This window comes from Paraprevotella clara YIT 11840 (assembly GCF_000233955.1).
GTDB lineage: Bacteria > Bacteroidota > Bacteroidia > Bacteroidales > Bacteroidaceae > Paraprevotella > Paraprevotella clara.
Genome location: NZ_JH376597.1, coordinates 141,182 through 162,651 on the forward strand (window position 1 = coordinate 141,182; position 21,470 = coordinate 162,651).

Annotated in this window: 14 protein-coding genes and 1 tRNA gene; 8 read left to right on the plus strand and 7 right to left on the minus strand. The window is 52.8% G+C overall.

Features of this window, described 5'->3' with window-relative positions:
• The first annotated feature begins 350 nt into the window (after positions 1 to 350).
• The 4 genes from tpx (at position 351) to HMPREF9441_RS06890 (ending at position 3,672) form a co-directional block, all read left to right on the plus strand.
• Positions 351 to 992 (plus strand): thiol peroxidase, encoded by a 642-nt coding sequence (gene tpx / locus HMPREF9441_RS06875; protein WP_008619542.1) that lies wholly within the window; start codon positions 351 to 353, stop codon positions 990 to 992.
• 147 nt (positions 993 to 1,139) lie between these two features.
• A complete protein-coding gene (gene ffh / locus HMPREF9441_RS06880; RefSeq protein WP_008619543.1) occupies positions 1,140 to 2,492 on the plus strand; it encodes a signal recognition particle protein in 1,353 nt (450 codons plus the stop codon).
• A gap of 24 nt (positions 2,493 to 2,516) precedes the next feature.
• Positions 2,517 to 3,395 carry a bifunctional methylenetetrahydrofolate dehydrogenase/methenyltetrahydrofolate cyclohydrolase FolD gene (gene folD, locus HMPREF9441_RS06885; protein ID WP_008619545.1) on the plus strand — a complete coding sequence of 293 codons (879 nt, stop codon included), beginning with the start codon at positions 2,517 to 2,519 and terminating at the stop codon, positions 3,393 to 3,395.
• A 203-nt stretch (positions 3,396 to 3,598) separates the two neighbouring features.
• A tRNA-His gene (locus tag HMPREF9441_RS06890) sits at positions 3,599 to 3,672 on the plus strand.
• Between the two features lie 138 nt (positions 3,673 to 3,810).
• On the opposite strand, the gene HMPREF9441_RS06895 is transcribed toward HMPREF9441_RS06890, so the two are convergent.
• From HMPREF9441_RS06895 to HMPREF9441_RS06915, 5 genes are read right to left on the minus strand one after another with little or no spacing between them, the layout of a single operon-like run.
• Positions 3,811 to 4,932, minus strand: coding sequence for a porin (locus HMPREF9441_RS06895; RefSeq protein WP_008619550.1), 1,122 nt, complete (start codon positions 4,930 to 4,932; stop codon positions 3,811 to 3,813).
• Positions 4,929 to 6,137 carry an electron transfer flavoprotein subunit alpha gene (locus HMPREF9441_RS06900; RefSeq protein WP_244949660.1) on the minus strand — a complete coding sequence of 403 codons (1,209 nt, stop codon included), beginning with the start codon at positions 6,135 to 6,137 and terminating at the stop codon, positions 4,929 to 4,931. The genes HMPREF9441_RS06895 and HMPREF9441_RS06900 overlap by 4 nt, the downstream gene beginning before the upstream one ends.
• Before the next feature lie 14 nt (positions 6,138 to 6,151).
• A complete protein-coding gene (locus HMPREF9441_RS06905) occupies positions 6,152 to 6,937 on the minus strand; it encodes an electron transfer flavoprotein subunit beta/FixA family protein (protein ID WP_244949661.1) in 786 nt (261 codons plus the stop codon).
• A gap of 35 nt (positions 6,938 to 6,972) precedes the next feature.
• Positions 6,973 to 8,199: an NAD(P)/FAD-dependent oxidoreductase gene (locus tag HMPREF9441_RS06910; RefSeq protein WP_008619555.1), complete on the minus strand. Its 1,227-nt coding sequence runs from the start codon at positions 8,197 to 8,199 to the stop codon at positions 6,973 to 6,975.
• 2 nt (positions 8,200 to 8,201) lie between these two features.
• Positions 8,202 to 9,530: a DUF5690 family protein gene (locus tag HMPREF9441_RS06915; RefSeq protein WP_407946619.1), complete on the minus strand. Its 1,329-nt coding sequence runs from the start codon at positions 9,528 to 9,530 to the stop codon at positions 8,202 to 8,204.
• A gap of 178 nt (positions 9,531 to 9,708) precedes the next feature.
• Here HMPREF9441_RS06915 and HMPREF9441_RS06920 point away from each other — a divergent pair, with 178 nt between their 5' ends.
• Complete coding sequence (locus tag HMPREF9441_RS06920; protein ID WP_008619560.1) at positions 9,709 to 10,617, plus strand: hypothetical protein; 909 nt, start codon at positions 9,709 to 9,711, stop codon at positions 10,615 to 10,617.
• A gap of 74 nt (positions 10,618 to 10,691) precedes the next feature.
• Here HMPREF9441_RS06920 and HMPREF9441_RS06925 read toward each other — a convergent pair whose 3' ends face one another.
• Both HMPREF9441_RS06925 and HMPREF9441_RS06930 read right to left on the minus strand, forming a co-directional pair.
• Positions 10,692 to 12,707 (minus strand): glycoside hydrolase family 97 protein, encoded by a 2,016-nt coding sequence (locus HMPREF9441_RS06925; RefSeq protein ID WP_008619561.1) that lies wholly within the window; start codon positions 12,705 to 12,707, stop codon positions 10,692 to 10,694.
• Between the two features lie 138 nt (positions 12,708 to 12,845).
• Positions 12,846 to 15,182: a GH92 family glycosyl hydrolase gene (locus tag HMPREF9441_RS06930; protein WP_172634926.1), complete on the minus strand. Its 2,337-nt coding sequence runs from the start codon at positions 15,180 to 15,182 to the stop codon at positions 12,846 to 12,848.
• 455 nt (positions 15,183 to 15,637) lie between these two features.
• Here HMPREF9441_RS06930 and HMPREF9441_RS06935 point away from each other — a divergent pair, with 455 nt between their 5' ends.
• Genes HMPREF9441_RS06935 through HMPREF9441_RS06945 form a run of 3 tightly spaced genes read left to right on the plus strand, consistent with a single transcriptional unit; the run spans position 15,638 to position 21,374 of the window.
• Positions 15,638 to 17,023 carry a sugar porter family MFS transporter gene (locus tag HMPREF9441_RS06935; protein WP_008619564.1) on the plus strand — a complete coding sequence of 462 codons (1,386 nt, stop codon included), beginning with the start codon at positions 15,638 to 15,640 and terminating at the stop codon, positions 17,021 to 17,023.
• Positions 17,024 to 17,034: 11 nt separating this feature from the next.
• Positions 17,035 to 20,379 carry a DUF5107 domain-containing protein gene (locus HMPREF9441_RS06940; protein ID WP_008619565.1) on the plus strand — a complete coding sequence of 1,115 codons (3,345 nt, stop codon included), beginning with the start codon at positions 17,035 to 17,037 and terminating at the stop codon, positions 20,377 to 20,379.
• Positions 20,370 to 21,374, plus strand: coding sequence for an aldose epimerase family protein (locus HMPREF9441_RS06945; RefSeq protein ID WP_008619566.1), 1,005 nt, complete (start codon positions 20,370 to 20,372; stop codon positions 21,372 to 21,374). Before HMPREF9441_RS06940 ends, HMPREF9441_RS06945 begins: the two co-directional genes overlap by 10 nt.
• The last annotated feature ends 96 nt before the right edge of the window (positions 21,375 to 21,470 follow it).

Here is a 21,470-nt window from a genome sequence, read left to right on the forward strand (position 1 = left end):
CTCCATTACACATCCGTGCAAAAATCCTCCTTTGCTTTTCTGAAAAACATACACTTATACACCTGAAATCAATCTCAGGAGAATGAAAAATCAATCGACTGAGAACGAAAAACGAATCTCAGCCAAACGATTTTTCATTCTCCTGAGATTGATTTTCCATTCTACCGAGATACCTCCAGCACTCTCTTAAATTCCACACCAACCACCTGTATATCAAAGAAATGAATCTCATTCAAGCTAACTTTTTTTCTACCCTTTTCGCTCTACCCTTCCCCATTCCGTTTTTTATACTTATATTTGCTGTCGCCTTTCGCCTTACTTGTTTTGATAAGAATTAAACCTACTTAAAAATGACGGATATGAAAAAAACGCTTTTTTTGTGGCTGGCATTGGGAGCCACCACAACCGCTTTCACCCAATCCCCCGATGGCATCACCGGAGCCTCGGCCGTACAAACGGGACAGACGAAAAACAAAGGAGAATCTATCATCTATAAGGGGAACACCCTACATACGACTGGAAAGATGGTAAAAACAGGACGCAAGGCACCGGACTTCCACCTGACACAGTCTGACCTGCAAGACGTAAAACTCTCTGACTTCAAAGGTAAGAAAGTCATTCTGAACGTATTCCCCAGTTTAGACACCCCCACTTGCGCCGTTTCCGTACGTGAATTCAACGAAAAGGCCTCGGGACTGGAAAACACGGTCGTGCTCTGCATATCCATGGATTTGCCCTTCGCACAATCACGGTTCTGTACCACCGAAGGGCTTACCCGCGTCATACCGCTTTCGGCCTTCCGAAGTCAGGATTTTACCCAAAACTACGGTTTACAGATTGCAGACGGCCCCATGAAAGGCTTGTTGGCTCGCGCCGTGATCGTGGTGGATGAAAAAGGAATCGTGCGGCACACCCAACTGGTCAAAGAGATTTCACAGGAACCGGACTATGAAGCGGCATTGGAAAGAGCCGCAACGGCAACTACGGAGTGAGGACGCAGACGCATACCCGCCTTCTGCCGCAAACTCCGAAAGGAAAAGGCTTATGAAGCAGATTTTATCCGCTGTCATCCCTCTCTCGACGGAAGTTTTTTCGTATCTTTGCCGCTTTAAGAATAATCACAAAAAAACAAACGATATATGTTCGACAATTTGAGTGAAAGACTGGAACGGTCTTTCAAAATCCTAAAAGGTGAAGGCAAAATCACCGAAATCAACGTGGCTGAAACCTTGAAAGACGTGCGCCGCGCATTGCTCGATGCCGACGTGAACTACAAGGTGGCCAAGACTTTTACCGACACGGTAAAGCAAAAGGCATTGGGGCAGAACGTGCTGACAGCCGTGAAACCCAGCCAGTTGATGGTGAAAATCGTACACGACGAACTGGCAACCCTGATGGGAGGCGAAACGGCCGAACTGAACCTGCAAGGCCATCCGTCCGTCATCCTGATGGCGGGATTGAACGGTGCAGGTAAAACGACCTTGTCCGGAAAACTGGCCCTGATGCTGAAAACAAAGAAACGTAAGAATCCTTTGCTGGCGGCTTGCGACATCTATCGTCCGGCGGCCATCGAACAGTTGAAAGTGCTGGGCGAACAAATCGGTATCCCCGTATATAGCGAACCGGACAACAAGGATGCCGTGCAGATTGCACAGAACGCCGTAAAGGAAGCCAAGGCCAAAGGCTACGACGTGGTCATCGTCGATACGGCCGGACGTCTGGCGGTGGACGAACAGATGATGCAGGAAATCGCCGCTATCAAGCACGGTATCAACCCCGACGAGACACTCTTCGTGGTAGATGCCATGACCGGACAGGATGCCGTGAACACGGCCAAGGAATTCAACGACCGTCTGGACTTCGACGGCGTGGTGCTCACCAAATTGGACGGCGACACCCGCGGCGGTGCGGCCTTGTCTATCCGTACGGTGGTGAACAAGCCCATCAAATTCGTCGGCACGGGAGAGAAAATGGAAGCCATCGACCAGTTCCATCCTTCGCGTATGGCCGACCGTATCTTGGGCATGGGCGACATCGTGTCGCTCGTGGAAAAGGCCCAGGAACAATATGACGAGGAAGAAGCGCGCCGCCTGCAAAAGAAAATCGCCAAGAACCAGTTCGACTTCAACGACTTCATGTCGCAAATCCAGCAAATCAAGAAGATGGGTAACCTGAAAGACTTGGCCAGCATGATTCCCGGCGTGGGCAAGGCGCTCAAAGACGTGGAAATCGACGACAATGCCTTCAAGGGTATCGAAGCCATCATCCAGAGCATGACTCCGCGTGAACGTACCAATCCGGAAATCCTGAACACCAGCCGCCGCCAACGCATCGCAAAAGGTTCGGGCACCAACATACAGGAAGTGAACCGCCTCATCAAACAGTTCGACCAGACGCGCAAAATGATGAAAATGGTGACGGGCAGCAAAATGGGCAAGATGATGGCCAACATGCCCAAGATTCCGGGTATGCCTAAAATGCCTAAACTATAATCGTAAACCAAAAGAGGAATAACCATGCAACTGATTGACGGAAAGGCCACCGCCGCACAAATCAAGGCGGAAATTGCCGAAGAGGTAAAACAAATCGTAGAAAGCGGAGGGAAACGCCCGCATTTGGCTGCCATCCTCGTGGGACATGACGGAGGCAGCGAGACTTACGTGCGCAACAAGGTATTGGCTTGCGAAGCCTGCGGTTTTAAATCGACCCTGCTCCGCTTCGAGGATACCATCAGCGAAGAGGAACTTCTGGCCGAAGTGGACAAGCTCAACAAAGACGAGGACGTGGACGGATTCATCGTGCAACTGCCCCTCCCCCGCCATATCTCCGAACAGAAAGTCATCGAGGCTATCGACTTCCGCAAGGATGTGGACGGTTTCCATCCCATCAACGTGGGAAGAATGGCCATCGGGCTTCCTTGTTACATCTCAGCCACCCCGAAAGGCATCCTGGAACTGCTCCGGCGTTACCATGTCGAGACGAGCGGCAAGAAATGCGTCATCCTGGGCCGCAGCAACATTGTAGGCAAACCCATGGCACAACTTATGATGCAAAAGCAGTATGGCGACGCTACGGTGACCGTATGCCACAGCCGGAGCCGCGACTTGAAGAAAGAATGCCGCGAGGCGGACATTATCATAGCCGCTATCGGCCAGCCCGATTTCGTCACGGCCGACATGGTGAAAGAGGGAGCCACGGTCATCGACGTGGGCACGACACGCGTCCCCGATGCTACGAAGAAAAACGGATTCCGCCTCAATGGCGATGTGAAATTCGACGAGGTAGCTCCCAAATGTGCTTACATCACCCCCGTACCCGGCGGAGTCGGCCCGATGACCATCTGCATGCTGATGAAAAATACACTGTCGGCGGGCAAAAAGGAATTCTATCGTTAACAGGGTATTGAACAGACATAAGGTGTACCGCCTGCTTGACGGTACACCTTATTATATATAAGCCTTCGCGGACTTCAAGGCTGTGGCTCAAAAAAAGTTTTAGTAAAAATCCGACGAAACATTTGCAGTTTCAAATAAAATGCGTACCTTTGCATCGCTTTAGGAAAGGAACATGATACTTTCCATACAAGCACACCAAAATGGTGACTATAGTTCAGTCGGTTAGAGCGTCAGATTGTGGTTCTGAATGTCGTGGGTTCGAATCCCACTAGTCACCCGAAGAAAAAGGATTTCCTCTCGGGAAATCCTTTTTTAATGCCTTTATATCGTACTCCCCGATACAAAAGAACAGACAGATGCTCCCTTGCGAAAACATCCGTCTATTACGAATCCGAGAAATCAGATGAGGGCTGCCTCAAAAAATATATTGGACACGTAATTGCCCCAAGAATAGGTTTTTCTTGTAAAATTCATTGCAATGTTCTCCTACAAGGACATAACTTCCGTTCAGCTTTACGGCCAAATATTCATTCAAATAGAAATTGGCTCCCAACGAAACGTCGCTTTCCCGTCCGCCCATGATGCCGGCTCTGCCATCGTTCAAGTTCGTATAATTGAAACGTGCCGTGAGTTCTATCGCCTGTTTACTGCCCGGCCTGCCGGGAATACCGTACAGGTCGTCATACGCAAACCCTCTTCCCCGAACCAGAAAGCCTGCCTGCACATATCCTCCCTGCGGACGGTAAGCCTCCCTTTCCGTACGATTGAGACGGTTCAGAAAGTATTCTCCCTGTACCATGAAACGCGGAGCGGTATAAAGTATCTCAAAAACGCCTTTGAGTTCTGTCTCTAAACGATCCACGGTGGCTTCCATCAATGGACACGGGAACATGGATGTCACGCCATCGTTCGATACAGTTTTTGTCGGCGATTCCACTGTATTCACAGGTTTGGTACGGAAAGAAAAAGCACCGCCCACATGCAACAGATTCCCTTTCCACCGCTTGCGCCAAACACCCCGCGAAGTGGAAACCAAAGCGTTAACCTGCCCGTCACCGATTTTATTGATGTCATTATGCGTATACAATCCCGTAGCCCAATATCCAAATGGTAGACTGGAATGATAGGTCAACCCGAGCTTGCGCCCGTCCGTAAAAGCCAATACGGATCCGGCCGACTGATGAAAGCGCATGTCTGCCGTACTGATGAGCATATCCATGGAATAAGGTTCATAAGCATTTCCTAACGAAAGGACACCATGTTTAAAGTGATAGTTCAACAACAAATCCTTGATGGCTACTTTGTTTCCTCCCAAACCAATGTCGGCTTTCATTTCATATTGTCTGTAAGTGGCTTTAAAGCCCACACGGAAATCTTCCAAGCGATAATACCCCTGCACACTTTCCTTGCCATAACCGGACACAGCGGCATCCAGCAATGCCCTCGAACGGAACTTCACGGTCAGAGGTTCGTCCGCCTGTGCCGTCATAAAGCAACTTCCCATGCCCAACCACACGCATGCCATCCATTTTCTCATACGCACCGGTTCAAAATGTTCATGAATTGCGGAAGTGCCTCTTCCACAGGTATTGCCCAACCATAATCCGCCACATTGAAGATCGGAGCCGTACGGTCTGGGTTAACGGCTATCACGCAACGCGCTCCGGTGATGGCCGCCGTATGCTGTATCTGTCCGCTGATACCGATGGCGATATACAAATCCGGAGCTATCGTATGCCCGGTCTGCCCCACTTGCACGGAAGCGTCCACCAACCCGGCTTCTACTGCCGCACGAGACCCGGCTACCGTCGCACCGATACGTTCGGCCCACTTCCGGATTTCATCGGCACATCTCCGCGTTTTCACGCCTCGTCCGATACCTATTATAATAGAACTGTCGTTCAGCGAAGTTCCGCCCACTTCTTCCGCCACGGTCTCCAACACGCGAACACGGCTGTCGGTTCTCCCGGCCTCATAAGCATGATAGACGATTTCCCTCCTCCTCGAAGTATCCTTCTGCCGGGCTTTCATCACCCCGGGACGTACGGAAGCCATTTGCGGCCTACAAACGGGGTTGACAATCGTAGCCATCAGATTTCCTCCGAAAGCCGGGCGTATTTGGCGCAACAGTCCGCTGTCCGTATCCATTTCCAACTCCGTACAATCTGCCGTCAATCCGGTGTGCAGTACGGCAGCCAATCGTGCGGACAAACCACGACCGCATGGCGTAGCCCCGATAAGCAAGATCGAAGGATGCTGTTTGCGCACCAAGCCGGCCAACACCTCCGTATAGTTTTCCTCCACAAAATCCGATAGAAGCGGAGACTCCACCACGTGCACGCGGTCTGCACCGGCGGCTATCAACTCATCCGCCCATGCAGACACCTCACCGCCTATCAGTACAGCCTCGACCGGTTGGGGACGGCAAGCCGCAAGTGCCACAGCCTTTCCCAAAAGTTCCCGGCTTACCGGTGCCAAAGCTCCGTCCATGACTTCCGCCCACACCCAAATGCCATTGGAATCATCCACAGGCTGTTCCTGCCTTTCGTCTTGACGCTGCATCACCCAAGCTCCAACCGGACAAGCCTGCACACAACCGCCGCACAAACGGCAATTCTCTTCGTCCACCTCCGGAAAGTCGCCCATACGGATAGCCCCATAGGCACAACTTTCGGCACATATTCCGCAGGATACACATTGCCCGGCCTGCAATTGAAGTATAAAATCCTTATCTTTATTCATTTTCATCTTGCTTTTTAAAAATTAATCCCGCGTCTCATGCTTTCACGGACGACTGCAAAAAACTTTTCCCCGTCGGGAAGCCATTCCACGTCTTTCTTCCGTCGAGGCACCATGGTAGACACTACTTGAGTAGGAGATGCCTGCAATCCAACTTGCGAAGGTTCCAGTCCCAAGTCGCATTCATCCCAATGAAGGATGGTCTGCCGCTGAGCCCACCGCCAACCGGTCAGTGTGGGACAATCCAGTTCCCCCGTCTCCCGGCCAACCGTCACGACACAAGGTAAATCCACCTCCATACGTTGGAGTAAACGACCGGCCTTCTTCCTCACACACATACAAGTATCCGATATGTCCGAAACCTCCATCAAATGCGTCACTTGGGGAATGTCCAACTGTCCGGCTACCTCAGGCCCCACTTGTGCCGTATCGCCATCCACCGCCATTTTCCCGAAAAGCAACAAGTCGTATTCACCCAACTTGCGCACGGCTGCCGCCAGTACCAGGCTCGTACACCACGTATCGCTTCCGGCAAATGCCTTGGAGGACAACAAAACCGCCTTATCCGCCCCTCTTTGCAAAGCCTCCCGGAGCACTTCTTCCGCCGAAGCGGGTCCCATGCTTACTGCCACTATCTCAGCCTCTGTCTGCCTTTTCAATTTTACTGCCAACTGCAAGGCATACAAGTCATCAGGATTTGTCCGGGTCATGGCCGACGAACGCTTCAGCGTCCGGGTTACAGGGTCCATCTCTACCTTTGTAGACAAAGGCACTTGCTTTAAGAATACAATATACCGCTTCATATCTTTCGTTTTTTTATCTTCCATATATCCGAACCCTATCCACCTTTTTTGTTGGAACGGGCATCCGCACACCTTTTTTGAAACTCAACCGAAAACGGATCCACTGCCCCGAAACGGTCCGGTGCAAACCCGGCCGGATCCACAAACGGCTCTTCCCGCAAAATCAATTCTGCGGCCAAGCGTCCCATGCCTCCACCGGCAGCCACGCCTCCTCCACAGCATCCGGCTACGGCATACAACCCGTCGTATGGACGCACCTGCCCGATAATGAATTTGGCATCCGGCACGTAACATGAGGGCCCGGCCATATAATGCGCGATACCCAATGTTTCTATGTCCGGAAGATAACGCTGTAGCAACGGGGCACACTCGTCGAGCACTTTCCATTCGGCCGCCTTATTGAAATCGAAATCCTCCAGCTTATCCGTCAATGTGTCGGGATTGAAGGCCTGGCATTCACTTTCGCGCAAGCCGATAATCAACGCCCCCACATCCGAACGGGTGAAAGCACGGGCATCGGGAATCACCGTAAAAGGATGGTTTGCCGGAAAACGCCCGAGGTTTGTTCCCGTAATCCAAAAATGACTCCGCACCGGAGTAAAAGGAAGCCCTACCCCTAAAGGACGCATCAACAGGTTGGCCCACGAGCCTGCGGCATTCACGACAACCGGCGCCAGTACTTTTTCCCCGTCCGCCAACTCCACTTCTGTCGCCTTGTCTCCAACAGCCACAATGGCTTTTACTTTCGTATTCGAACGCAATTCCGCCCCGAGACTTCGTGCAGCACGTGCATAACCGGAACATAACAAAGCACAATCTATAAACGCATCCGTAGGCATGTAAAGCGCCTCTTCTACCGCCGAAACCTCCATCCAAGGAAGAAGTTCTTTCAAACGCCTCCGGTCGATACGTTCATTCGGTATTCCGAAACGTACGGCCGCTTCTTCCAATGCTTCGAGTTCTTTCAGCGATGCGTCGGACGAAGAGATGGTCACACTGCCGCACTGCTGCAGTTCGAGCGATTCCCCCAAAAGGTGCTCTATTTCATCAATGCAATCATACGTTTCCTGCACCATTTCCATCAAAGCCGGTTTGGTACGCGCCCGTGTCAACAGGCAGGCTGCACGGGACGAAGCCTGCGACGCTATCTCGTTGGCATCCAACAACAACACCTTCCCCGCCTTACGTTTGGCCAACTGGTAAGCCGTGGCGCATCCCAACAAACCGCCACCGATAATTATCACATCATAATCCTGTTTCATCGTCAAATCGCATTATATTGAGGATTCATATACAAAGTCGTACGCTCCGTCTGTTCTTTTCTACGCCCTTGAGCGGAATACCGTTTATAAATCAATACGGCAGCCACCGTGAACAAGACCGCACAAACCGCGCCGACCGCACATGCCATGTGGTTGTAAAGCGCAAACCACTCCATGTCGAAGTTCAAAAACTCCTTGGTGGAAAGCAGAGTCACCGTACCCATGTAGCCGATGAAATCGATAATGGCGATGAAGAAACCCACGTTTCCTCTGATGCGGAAACAAGCGATGAAGCGATCGAAGAAAATCGTCTGAAAAGTCAGATAGGCAATGTAAAGGCACAGGCTCTGCACAAACAACCACACTACCGGCTGCCAATCCAATGCCTCATAATTCAGCGACACGTATGTCATGACCAAACAACCGGCAATGACCAGTCCCATCAAGCACATCAAAGCCCGAATATTGCTGCGGAAGAAGATGAAAGCGGCAAATATCCCGAGGATGACCAACGTAACAATCGTATCCACCTGGGCGAAAAGCCAAGAAGACTGATTACTCATATCCAGGATATTGACCAGAAAATCTTCCTTGATGTCGCGCAGCACCAGCAACATGAAGTTGCCCACGAACAACAAGGTAAGAATCGGAGCGTAACTTCGGAACAAGAGCTTACGTCCGTTTCCGTCCAATGTCACACGTTCGTTACGCAGCGCAATATCCTCTTCCGTAGGCTGTGGCAGACGCTTCAACATATACCCCATAAAAACGAGAAGAGGCAAAGCAAAAGCCCCAATCACGGCAGGCATCCAAAACTGTCCCACGTGCATCTCGTTCATGGCAAACAAGCCGAAACTCTTGGCCACACCGGAACTGAACACCATGCTTACCCCCAACAGACTGGCCAACATATCCGTCACCTTGCGTCCCTCGATAAAGCTGAATATCACGCCCCACATACAACCGAGCGACAAGCCGTTCAAAAACATGGCCGCCACATTGAACGGAGGAGCCAACAGGCCGAAGCCTACCAAAGCAGCCTCGGCTGCTACCGCCGAACAGACGAAAAACTTGAAACGACGCTCCTTCTTCAACTCCGAAATCAACTTGATGCCAAAGAACTTGGCTATCACATAACCTAAAATCTGAATCGTCGTCACCGCGACCTTGTAGTCCGTGCCGAAAAAATCAAACCCCTCGAACGAAGCCGCCGTATAAGGTTTGCGCAAGGCATACACCAAAGAGTAGGAAAGCAAGGCCGCACCGCCCGCCCACAGGATGAGCAACGCATCCGAAAATCTTTTGTTCTTTACGATTTGTTCCATAACCATAGTTTTGTTTTCGGCTGCAAAACTATCCCAAACTGCCATCTGAAAAAATTAATTCATTATATATCATACGTCCGTCCAAACCCGTATTTATAATGTAACATTCATCTCACGGTAATGAAGCACGAAAGCAACAGGTTTGTAACATGGAAAACGTACCTTTGCCCAAAAGAACATACGTATGGACAAATTGGTATCACTCTACGAACGGATGAAGAAACTACGCGAAGCCGGTGTACGGATGAAGGACATCTCCGAAGAGACGGGCATAGCATCCAGCGTACTCTCCTCGCTCTATTCTTCCGTGCTCCCCACCTACATCAATCTGCTCTCCGGAGGATGCGGTACGGAAAGTGCGTTAGACCAAGGGCTACAACAAGTCAACAACGTGTCGAAACGCAAACTGCAAGGTTGCCTCGATGAATTGTACGACAAAGTGAGCCACATCGAGCCACGTTTCGTTTCCAACAAAAACGGCGGACGACCTTTTCTGGACGACATCGAGAAAGAAGCCATCAAATATCTGCCCAATGCCGGCATCTATACCGGACTTTACCAGTCTTACAGTTCTTCGTCCTACTCCGACGGACTGAAAGTGGAGCCTTATATGATATCCTCTATCGTAGACGGCGACACCATGCCCAAAGTCTATTGCCAGAACCTGTCGGGCGACTATTATATCGGCGTGGGGCTGTTCTCGCCGTTTCAAATCGGTTATCTGATGTTCAACGAACAAAAACGCCTGCAACTTGCCCTGAAGGTGGTCTACCTGCAACTACCCATCATCGAGTATCCCCAAATCATGAAAGGAATCTATCTGACACACGACTATAACCGCAATCCGATCGCCCGGCGCATTCTCTTTGTCCGGCAAGGCGACGAAATCCCACTGGAAGAGTTTGCCGACTTGCGCACAGAGGTGATACCCAAAGCACGACTGACCGGGGAACTGTTGGAATACTACAATTACACTTGCTGCAACGAGGATATCATACGGAGCATGATGCTGATATCACCGGACAAGGATACCAAAGAACTCCAACGCGAAAAGCAGCTCCTGAAAATCCTCAGTACACAAGAGGCTCCCTGAAGAAAGGTCACCCGCCATGCGAAAGGCCGCAGAAGGATATTTCCTTCTGCGGCCTTTCGCATAAAACCTTACTTTCATTCTTCCGTCAGACGAATCGCAAAGCCGCCTCCACGAGCCATATCCAACGTCAGTTTCGTATTCCGATCCACATTCATCGTCTCGCAGGCGTACGTTGTCGGATGGTCGCCCGACTCCGGTTTATCCTTGAAAACCACGGCGCGGTAGGTCTTCCCGCGTTTCAGGAAACCGAAGTCCACCGTCACGCTGCGCGGTGTCCAGTTCGTCATGCCGCCCACGTACCAATCCTTACCGGTTTGTTTGGCCATCACGATGTACTCGCCCAAACGGGCATCGAGCGGAAGGGTCTTGTCCCACACCGAAGGAACTTTCGACAGATAATCCAAGATGTCGGGATATTTGTTATATTCCGAAGGCGCGTCGCACAGGTAACCGATCCAATGGTCGAATATGACGTACATGGACAAGACATGCGAACGCGTCCCCATATTCATCGGAGGGATGCTGTCCCGGTCACGCGGTTGGAACTCTTCGGGCGTCACGTTGCGCATGCCGCCCGGCGTGTAATCTTCCGGTCCGGCCAATGAACGGATGAAGGGGAAACGTGTATGGTATTCGGGCGTGATGGTCTTTTCCCAGAAATTGCATTCAGCCCCTCTCACGGCCTCATAATTCATCACGTTGGGGTAAGTACGGTTCAAGCCCACCGGTACGGGACAACCGTGGAAGATGGCCACCATCCGGTACTGCGCCAACCGTTCGGCAAATTCGCGCCCCCAACGCATGGCAATCTGGTCGTTGCGTTCGAAGAAATCAATTTTGGCACCCGCCACCCCGCACTCGTGCATCTGCTTGATCCAATCGTTCGGATTCTCCAACGGACAACTGGCCCAAGTCCAAACCAATATCTTCACGTTCTTCCCCCGGGCATAGTCGCACAATTCCTTGATGTACTCCATTTTCCATCCGGCATCGAGCGTCATGTATTCTATACCGTTCTCCGAAGCCCAGTCTACATAGTATTTATAAAGTTGCAACGAGAGATGTTTGTTCCCCACCGGGAAGTCCACGCCTTCCACCACGGCTTTGTGCCACCATTCCCAAGCACTCTTTCCGGGTTGTATCCACGAGGTATCCTCAATCTTGCAAGGTTCGGCCAGCATGTAGACCAGCTCATTGTTCAACAACGTCTTGTCGTCGTCGGACACGATCATGACGCGCCACGGGAACGTGCGGTCGCCTCCCGTCCTTGCAATGTAATCCTCACGTGAAATCACCAGATGGTTGGAATACCAACGGTAAGGGTTCGACGGGTCTCCGTCCATCACTTCTTTAGGGTAAGCCGCCCACTTTCCGCGCATGGAATTCTGCCCGGCGGCTTCCATATACAAGCCGGGATAATCGTAAGTGTCCGATTCCGTCACCACCACCTTGTAGGGCTTGCCGGGATACTCGAAGAGCACCGGAGAAACGGAAAAACGGCCGGCCGGAATCTCACCCGGCGAACGATACACCTTGTAAAGCCGCTCGAAATTACGGTAGCCCTGATGAATCTGGTGCACCTTGCCCGACTGTTCACGCTCGGGTGCGGTATTGCTGTCGCACTCCGGGAAATACACCGTAGGGGTAAAAGCGAAATTGAACACGGCATCTTCGCTGTCGATAATGATTTCCTTGTCCCAGTGCGTCACGAAACGGTAAGCCCACCCTTCGTTGTAGGCTCTCACGACCAGGTCGTAGTCCGTGCCGTAAGACAGCACGATTTCATTGTACGCCTCTTTCAGGGTCTTGTTTTTCCCCGCCACGACATCTATCTTGCGGTTCACACGGTCTTTCTTCACAGAGGTCACGGGGTCGCCTCCCACGTGACGCCCGTCGGACAGGTTCATCCCTATCACCGAAGGTTCCACCAACTTCACCTTATCGTACCACACTTCAAATTCCGTACGCCCCTCCACACGGAGCTTCACCTCCAGTCTCTTGTCGGGCGAAGACAATTTGTACTCTTCCGCTTTCAGGGCAAACGTCCAGCAAAAGAATACCGCCAAAGATAACATGATTTTTTGAGCCATATCGCCATATAGATTTAAGAATGATTATTCGTCTGCAAAGTAAGTCCGTTTCACTAAAAGCCGAAATGGAGAGAATCACTTATCACATGGACAATTTTGCGATTCTCTCCATTCCTATATGACTTGCCATACGGCCGCTCATTCCACACCCCACTGCTTGTTCGGCGTGCGCCCCAACACGAAGTGCAACTCACCGCCACGGACGATATCCTCGTGGTCGATATAGCAACGGTTGTAAGGCTTGCCGTTCAGCGTGGCCGACTGGATGTAACAGGCATCGGGCGCATTCCCCTCCGTAGTGACTACAAACTTACGGCCTTTGGCATAACGGCGGTCGAGCGCGATCTCCACACGGTCGAACACAGGGGCTGTCAATTCATAACGCGTCTCGCCCGGACAAAGCGGATGGAACCCCGCAGAAGCCAGGATATACCAGGCCGACATCTGCCCCACATCCTCATTGCCGCACAGCCCGGCCAGACTGTTCTTGTAAGCGTCGGCACAAATCACACGCGTCCAGTACTGCGTGAGCCACGGCGCCCCCAAGCGGTTGAAGAGGAAAGGCACGTGGTGCACGGGTTCATTGGCATGATTATAATAGGGATTCCAATAGAATTCGCGCGGCGTGTTTTCAAAAAAGGATTCCAGATCGGCCAGCACTTTGTCGCGACCGCCCATGATTTCCACCATGCCGGACACGTCGTGCGGCACGAACCAACCCTGTTGGTAGGGATTGCACTCCATGCAACCGTACCACTCCTGCAAGCGTCCTTTTTCCGGCCAGTCCGCCCACGAGCCGTCGGCGTTGCGCACGCGGAACCATCCCTTTTCCTTGTCGAAGATTTTACGGTATGCCTGTCCGCGCCGGTGATAGATGCCGGCATCCTCCGTCTTGTCTAAAGCCTCGGCCCATTCGCCCACACACCAATCGAAGTATCCGTATTCCAACGTTTCCGATATGCCGCTGCCGCCGGGCGAATATCCCAGTTCCGGATGGTGCCCGATGCGGTCGGCGGTCTGACGGGCAAAGCGGTAAGCTTTCTCCACGTCGTATCCGCGTATGCCTTTCATATAGGCATCGACGATGACGGCTATGGCCGGATTACCCAACATGCAGCCGCTGTAAGCGTTCAGGAACTCCCAACGTTCGTACACGCCCGTACCGTTTTCCTCGGCCAGAGTGACAAACGAGTTGATCATGTCGTTCACCACTTCCGGATTGATAAGGTTTTGCAGGGGGAACTGGCTGCGGAACACATCCCAACCGCTGAACACCGTACGCTTCTTGAATGCGTCGGTCTTGTGCACCTTCCGGTCTCCTCCCACGTATTCACCCGTCACATCGCGATAGTCGCGCGGGTCTATCATCGTGTGGTACAGCGAAGTATAAAAAATCGTGCGCTCATCTTCTGTCCCCCCGGAGATTTTGATTTTCGACAAGGCCTCGTCCCACAGCGCAGCCGCCTTTTCGCAATACCGTTCGAAGTCCTTTCCCTTCAATTCGGCTTTGAAGTTCGCCTCCGCTCCTTCCAGACTGACAAAGGAGATGGCCGTGCGCATCAGCACCTGTTCGCCTTCGCGCGTGGGGAACTCCGTATAAAATCCCAAATGGTCTCCCTCCATGCGGTCGGGACGTTCCGTCACCTTCGCCCGGCGCACCGCCTCGGCAAATTCCGGCGAGGTCACGTTTTCCAACTTGCGCCCCATACCCTCAGGAAACTCGGCCGACCATACGCCGTAACGCTCCAACGGCTTGCTGAAACGGGTGTAAAAGTAGACCGTATAATCGGCCTTCCCTCCCCCGTTGCCCCAACCGCCTCCGTCGGGCGTGCAACGCATCCATCCGCGGATAGCATAGTCATCCACACACTCCACGTACTGCCGGACAGACGTACCGCCCACACGGCGGGCCAAGTCGATTTGAATGCGCGAACATTCGTTTTCCGGATAAGTGAAACGCATGACCCCACCGTGAGGCGTGGCCGTCAGTTCCGCCCGGATGTCATAATCGGTCAGGCGGACAGCGTAATATCCTGCACGTGCCGTCTCGCTCTCCTTATCGTAACGCGAACGGTAGCCCTCCTCCGGACGTTCCGCCTCGCCGCGATACGTATGCAAAGGTCCTGTGGTGGGCATCACTAAATAATTCCCCAAATCGCCATACCATCCGATGCCGCTCATCTGGGTCAAGGCAAAGCCCTCGATGGTCGTATGTTCATAACTGTACCCCGAACCGTTGTCGCCTCCGGTAATGGTATTGGGGCTGACCTGCGTCATGCCCCACGGCGTGGCCACACCGGGAAAGGTCTTTCCCAACCCATGTTCGGCCTTGGCCATTTGTGTGTTCGTCGTAGCCCCAATAAACGGGTTCACATACTCCGACAAGCGTTTTCCTCCACGAGCCTGCACGCTCAAAGCCGCCGTGGCCGCTATGGCCAGTACTCCGGCCTGCTTCAAATTCAACTTTATTTCCATGATATTTTGTATGATATTCAAGTAGTATAACTCAGCATACAAAAGTACGAAAAGAAAACCTTGCCTCTGTCCGAAATTCTCGTCAAAAACAAACAAATTCGCTCCAAAGTCAATATTTTTTAGAGTAGAAGCCCAATAGGATCTCCATCAATAACACACTATGATACAACGATTTATGATTTACAAAATTTTCTCCTGAGAACGATTCGCCGTTCTGCGCCAAACGATTTTCCGTTCTCAAGAGATTGATTTTCCGTTCTGCGCCAAACGATTCGCCGTTCTCCCTTTGTCAAAATAAGCCACTGCGTCGCCCATACCCCGAACCGTCGCCCGGCCGCACAAAAACACCCCACCGCAAAATTGTCCATATCATAAGTGATTCTATCCATTTCCGGAACCGCAAAAACCGCGTTACTTTGCACCCAGAAAATATTTCTTAAACCATTTCTACAATCATGAAGACAAAAACAAATCTTTACCTGTTTCTGATTGCGCTGATTTCCGCCATGGGCGGTTTCCTTTTCGGTTACGACTGGGTCGTAATTGGTGGCGCCAAACCTTTTTATGAACAATACTTCCAGATTGCCGACAGCCCTTCGCTTCAAGGGTGGGCCATGAGTAGTGCGTTGATCGGCTGCCTCATCGGCGCGTTGAGCGCGGGCAAGCTGAGCGACAAATTAGGCCGTAAACCCATATTGATACTGGCCGCCGGACTATTCATCTGTACGGCCGTGGGCACGGGTGCCGCCGACACGTTCGGACTGTTCAACGTGTTTCGCCTCATCGGCGGATTCGCCATCGGCATCGCTTCGAGCCTTTCTCCTATGTATATAGCGGAAATCGCCCCGGCCCACTTGCGCGGACGTTTCGTGTCCATCAACCAGTTGACGGTAGTACTGGGAATCCTTAGCGCACAAATCGTCAACTGGCAGATTGCCGAACCGGTGGCCGACCACGCCACAGCCGAGATGATACGCCTGTCGTGGAACGGACAAATGGGATGGCGGTGGATGTTCTGGGCCATGGTCGTACCCGCAGCCCTTTTCTTCGTCTTCAGTTTCGTCCTGCCCGAAAGCCCGCGCTGGCTGGCCTCATCGGGGTACAAGGAGAAAGCCTTCGGCATCTTCGCGAAGATAGGCGGCGAGGCCCATGCCCGTGAAGAACTGGCAGCCATAGAAGCCGCCGCAGGAGAGAAAACCGTGGAAGGCGGATTCAAACAACTGCTCCACCCCTCGATGCGCAAAATCCTGCTCATCGGCGTGGTGATGGCCGTGTTGCAACAGTGGTGCGGCATCAACGTCATCTTCAACTATGCCCAGGAAATCTTCATGGCAGCCGGTTACGGCGTGTCCGACGTGCTGATGAACATCGTGGTGACGGGAGTGACCAACGTGATTTTCACAGTATTGGCCATGTGCGTGGTAGACCGTTGGGGACGCAAAGCCCTGACTCTCTTCGGGGCGTTCGGCCTGACACTGATTTATGCCTTCATGGGTGCAGCCTACTGGTTCCATATCAGCGGAGTCATGCTGCTCGTCATCGTGGTGGCCGCTATCGCCTGCTACGCCATGACGCTGGCTACGACCATGTGGGTCATCATCTCCGAAATATTCCCCAACCGCATACGGGGCGTAGCCATGTCGGTATGTACCTTCGCCCTTTGGGCCGCCTGCTTCATCCTGACGTACACCTTCCCGGTGCTGAACAGCGGATTGGGCGCAGCCGGGACGTTCTGGCTCTATGGCATCATCTGCCTCGCCGGTGGCATCTTCGTATGGCGCCGCCTGCCTGAAACGAAAGGCAAGAGTCTGGAAGAAATCGAACACGAACTTATCCAATAACTTCATACATCATGGAAAAAATCACATCCTATTTGATTCAAAGCACGGTGAACACCTCCGAGGTGCGTGCATGGGAAGAGGACATCCTGCTCCCCACCTACGAAATCGGCAAGGAAGAAAAGAATCCGATTTTCTTGGAGAAACGTGTCTACCAAGGCAGCAGCGGCGTGGTCTATCCTTATCCCGTGGTAGAGAAAATCTCCGACGAGAAGAAAGACAAGCTTTACCATGCGCTCTTCATCGAGAACGAATATATCAAGGTGATGATACTCCCGGAACTGGGCGGACGCATCCACATGGCCTACGATAAGGTGAAGCAACGCCACTTCGTGTACTACAACCAAGTGGTGAAGCCCGCACTCGTCGGCCTGACCGGCCCGTGGATTTCGGGCGGTATCGAGTTCAACTGGCCGCAACACCACCGCCCGTCCACGTTCCTGCCCACGGACTTCTCCATCGAGGAGCATGCCGACGGCAGCAAGACGGTATGGTGCAACGAAGTGGAACGCATGTTCCGCACCAAAGGGATGCAGGGCTTTACGCTCTATCCGGGCAAGTCGTACATCGAAATCAACGTGAAGATTTACAACCGTACGTCTTTCCCGCAGACGTTCCTGTGGTGGGCCAACCCGGCCGTGGTGGTCAACGACCACTACCACTCGGTGTTCCCGCCCGACGTGAACGCCGTGTTCGACCATGGCAAGCGTGACGTGTCGTCGTTCCCCATCGCCACGGGCACTTACTACAAACAAGACTATTCCGCCGGTGTGGACATCTCGAAATACAAGAATATCCCCGTGCCGACATCCTACATGGCCATTCAATCGAAATTCGACTTCGTGGGCGGATATGAAGAGGACGTGAAAGGCGGATTGCTCCACGTAGCCGACCACCATGTGTCGCCGGGAAAGAAGCAATGGACATGGGGCAACGGCGACTTCGGACGCGCATGGGACCGTAACCTGACGGACGAGGACGGCCCGTACATCGAACTGATGACAGGCATGTACACCGACAACCAGCCGGACTTCACGTGGTTGCAACCCTACGAGGAAAAGTCGTGGAAACAATACTTCATGCCCTACGCTGAGGTGGGCTACGTGAAGAATGCTACCAAGGACGCGTTGCTGAACATGGAAGTCAAGGAGGGAAAAGGCAAAGTCATCCTGTATACCACCGGAGTGAACAAGGACGTGCATGTGTTCGTCAAGGACAACGTGAACGGCGGCACCCTTTTCGACAAAGTCATCTCCATCTCTCCGGCAGAACCGTTCCAAGCTGAATTTGCCGCCGAGGGCTTGAAAGACGAAGACATCCTGGTTGAAATCCGCAACCACGAGGGCCGCATCCTGGTAAGCTATCAGGCCGACAAACCGGAAATCAAGCCCGTACCGGATCCGGCCAAGGCCGCCAAAGACCCGAAGGACATCGCGTCCATCGAACAGCTCTACCTCACGGGACTCCATTTGGAGCAATACCGCCACGCGACTTACAACCCGATGGACTACTATGAAGAAGCACTGAGCCGCGAACCGGGCGACGTGCGTTGCAACAACGCCATGGGGTTGCTCCTGATGCGCAAGGGACAATTCGCCAAGGCCGAAGGTTATTTCCGCAAAGCCGTCGAGACCCTGACGGAACGCAATCCGAACCCTTACGACGGTGAACCGTATTATAATCTGGGTTGGAGCTGTCTGATGCAGGACAAAACGGACGAGGCATACGACGCGTTCTTCAAATCGGCCTGGAATGCCGCTTGGCAGGATGCCGCCTATTACAACTTGGCCGCCATCGACTGCCGCCGGGGCAACTTCGAGAAAGCCCTCGACCTGATAGACCGCTCGCTCGTACGCAACTGGCACCACCATAAGGCACGCCAACTGAAAGTCTCCATCCTACGCCACTTGGGACGTAAGGAAGAAGCCCTCGAACTGATAGCGGAATCGCTCAAGATAGACCGCTTCAACATGGGATGCCGCTTCGAGCAATATCTCCTCACGGACGACGACAACGTACTGAAGGAAATGCAGCAACTGATGCGAGGCGCAGCCCACGTCTACATAGAATACGCACTCGACTTCGCACAGGCCGGGCTTTACGACGAGGCCATCAACCTGTTGGAGGGTTACGCCGCCACACAAAGCTCAGTTTACCCGATGGTACATTACGCGTTGGGTTACTGCCACTCGCGTAAAGGCGACACGGTCAAGGCGCTCGAATATTACAAAAAGGCCGAACAGGACGACCATTCTTACTGCTTCCCCAACCGCATCGAAGAAGTATTGGTGTTGCAGGATGCCATGAAAGAGAACCACGAAGCCTGTGCCAAAGCGGCCTACGCCCTCGGCAATTTCTGGTATGCCGCACGGCAATACGACAACGCCATCGCATGCTGGGAAGCATCGGCCGCTATCGACCCGGCGTTCCCTACCGTATGGCGCAACCTCTCGTTGGCTTACTACAACAAACGCAACGATTCGCAGAAGGCGGTGGAAACACTGGAGAAGGCTTACCGCCTCGACGAAAGCGACGCCCGCATCCTGATGGAATTGGACCAGCTCTACAAACGGCTCGGACGTCCGCAAGCGGAACGTCTCGCATTCCTCGAAGCCCATCCGGCCGAAACGGAAAGCCGCGACGACCTGTCCATCGAGCGCATCACGCTCTACAACCAATTAGGACGCTATGAAGAGGCCAAGGCACTGATTGCCGCCCGCAAATTCCATCCGTGGGAAGGCGGTGAAGGAAAAATCACGGGGCAATACACCATCTGCCATGTGGAACTGGCCAAAATCGCCCTGCGCGAACACCGCTACGCCGACGCTTTGGCTTTGTTGCAGGCCACAGACCAATACCCGTACAACTTGGGCGAAGGCAAACTCATCAATGCAGAAGAAAACGACATCTGGTACTACAAAGGACTGGCTTACCGCGGACTGGGAGATGAAGAAAACGCCAAACTTTGGTTGCACAAGGCCACCCAAGGCTCTGCCGAACCGCAACAGGCGTTTTTCTACAACGATGCGCAACCAGACAAGATTTTCTATCAGGGACTGGCTTGGCGCGCATTGGGCGAGGAAAGCAAGGCACGCGGACGCTTCAACAAGCTCATCAAGCATGGTGAGAAACACTTGTTCGACCACTGCCGCATAGACTACTTTGCCGTATCGTTGCCCGACCTGGCCATCTGGGAGGACAATCTGGACAAACGCAACGCCATCCACTGCAACTATGTCATGGGATTGGGCTATTTAGGATTGGAAGACCGCGTACACGCCATCGAGTACTTGGACAAGGCACGCGCTTTGGACATCAACCACCAAGGTGCACAAATCCATCGTGAATTATGCGAATAAACACACAAGTGATCTGTAATATGCCGACGGGCGCCCCGGTCTACGGCTTCCGGTTGACAAACTCAACCGGAGCCGTGGTTGAACTGACCAACTGGGGTGCCCGTTGGCTTTCTGCCATCGTGCCGGACAAACACGGAGAGATGGCGAATGTGCTCGTCAGCCCGACCGACCTGTTGTCGGACGAGTTCTACATGGGAGCCATCGTGGGCCGTTTTGCCAACCGCATCGGAGGCGCACGCCTCTGCATCGACGGGCAAACCTACGAACTGGAAAAAAACGACGGGCAGAACACCAACCATGGCGGCTTCTCCGGCTTCGACCGCATGCTGTGGGACTGGGAAGTTTTGGATGAAGGCGTGCACTTCACGCGGCTTTCCCCCGATGGAGAAGGCGGTTATCCGGGCAACGTGCGTATCACGGTGGAATACCGTTGGAACGATGACAACGAGCTGTCCATCCGCTACTATGGAACAACAGACAGGGCGACCTACCTGAACCTGACGAACCATGCCTACTTCAATTTGGGTGACAAAGGAGAGAAAATCACGGGACATGTATTGCGCATCCCTTCACATACGATGCTGGACACCACCCCGCAGTTCATTCCCACGGGTAAACAGGTGAAGGTGGACGGCACGCCTTTCGATTTCACTTTTGCCAAACCCATCGGACAGGACTTATATGCCAACCATAAGCAACTGAAATGGAACAAAGGTTACAACCACTGTTACGTACTGAAAACGGAAAAGTCTCCCGACATGGTGGAGGCCGCCCGGTTGTCCGAGCCCACCACGGGCCGCAGCCTGACGGTAAAAACCAACCTGCCCTCCGTACTGCTCTACACAGCCGGTTATTACGTCCATCCCGACACCGCCGTCTGCCTCGAAGCGCAATACTATCCCGACACACCATCGCATCCCGATTTCCCCTCCTGCCTGTTGCGTCCTGGGGAGGAATATCGGCAAACTACGGTGTTCCGGTTCGATACGGAATAAGACTTCACATCACCAACACGCCCAAAAATGCGTGTTGGCTTTTTCCAAACGCTATAAAATCATCAGATATAAACAACCGACTTTCTGCCTTCATAC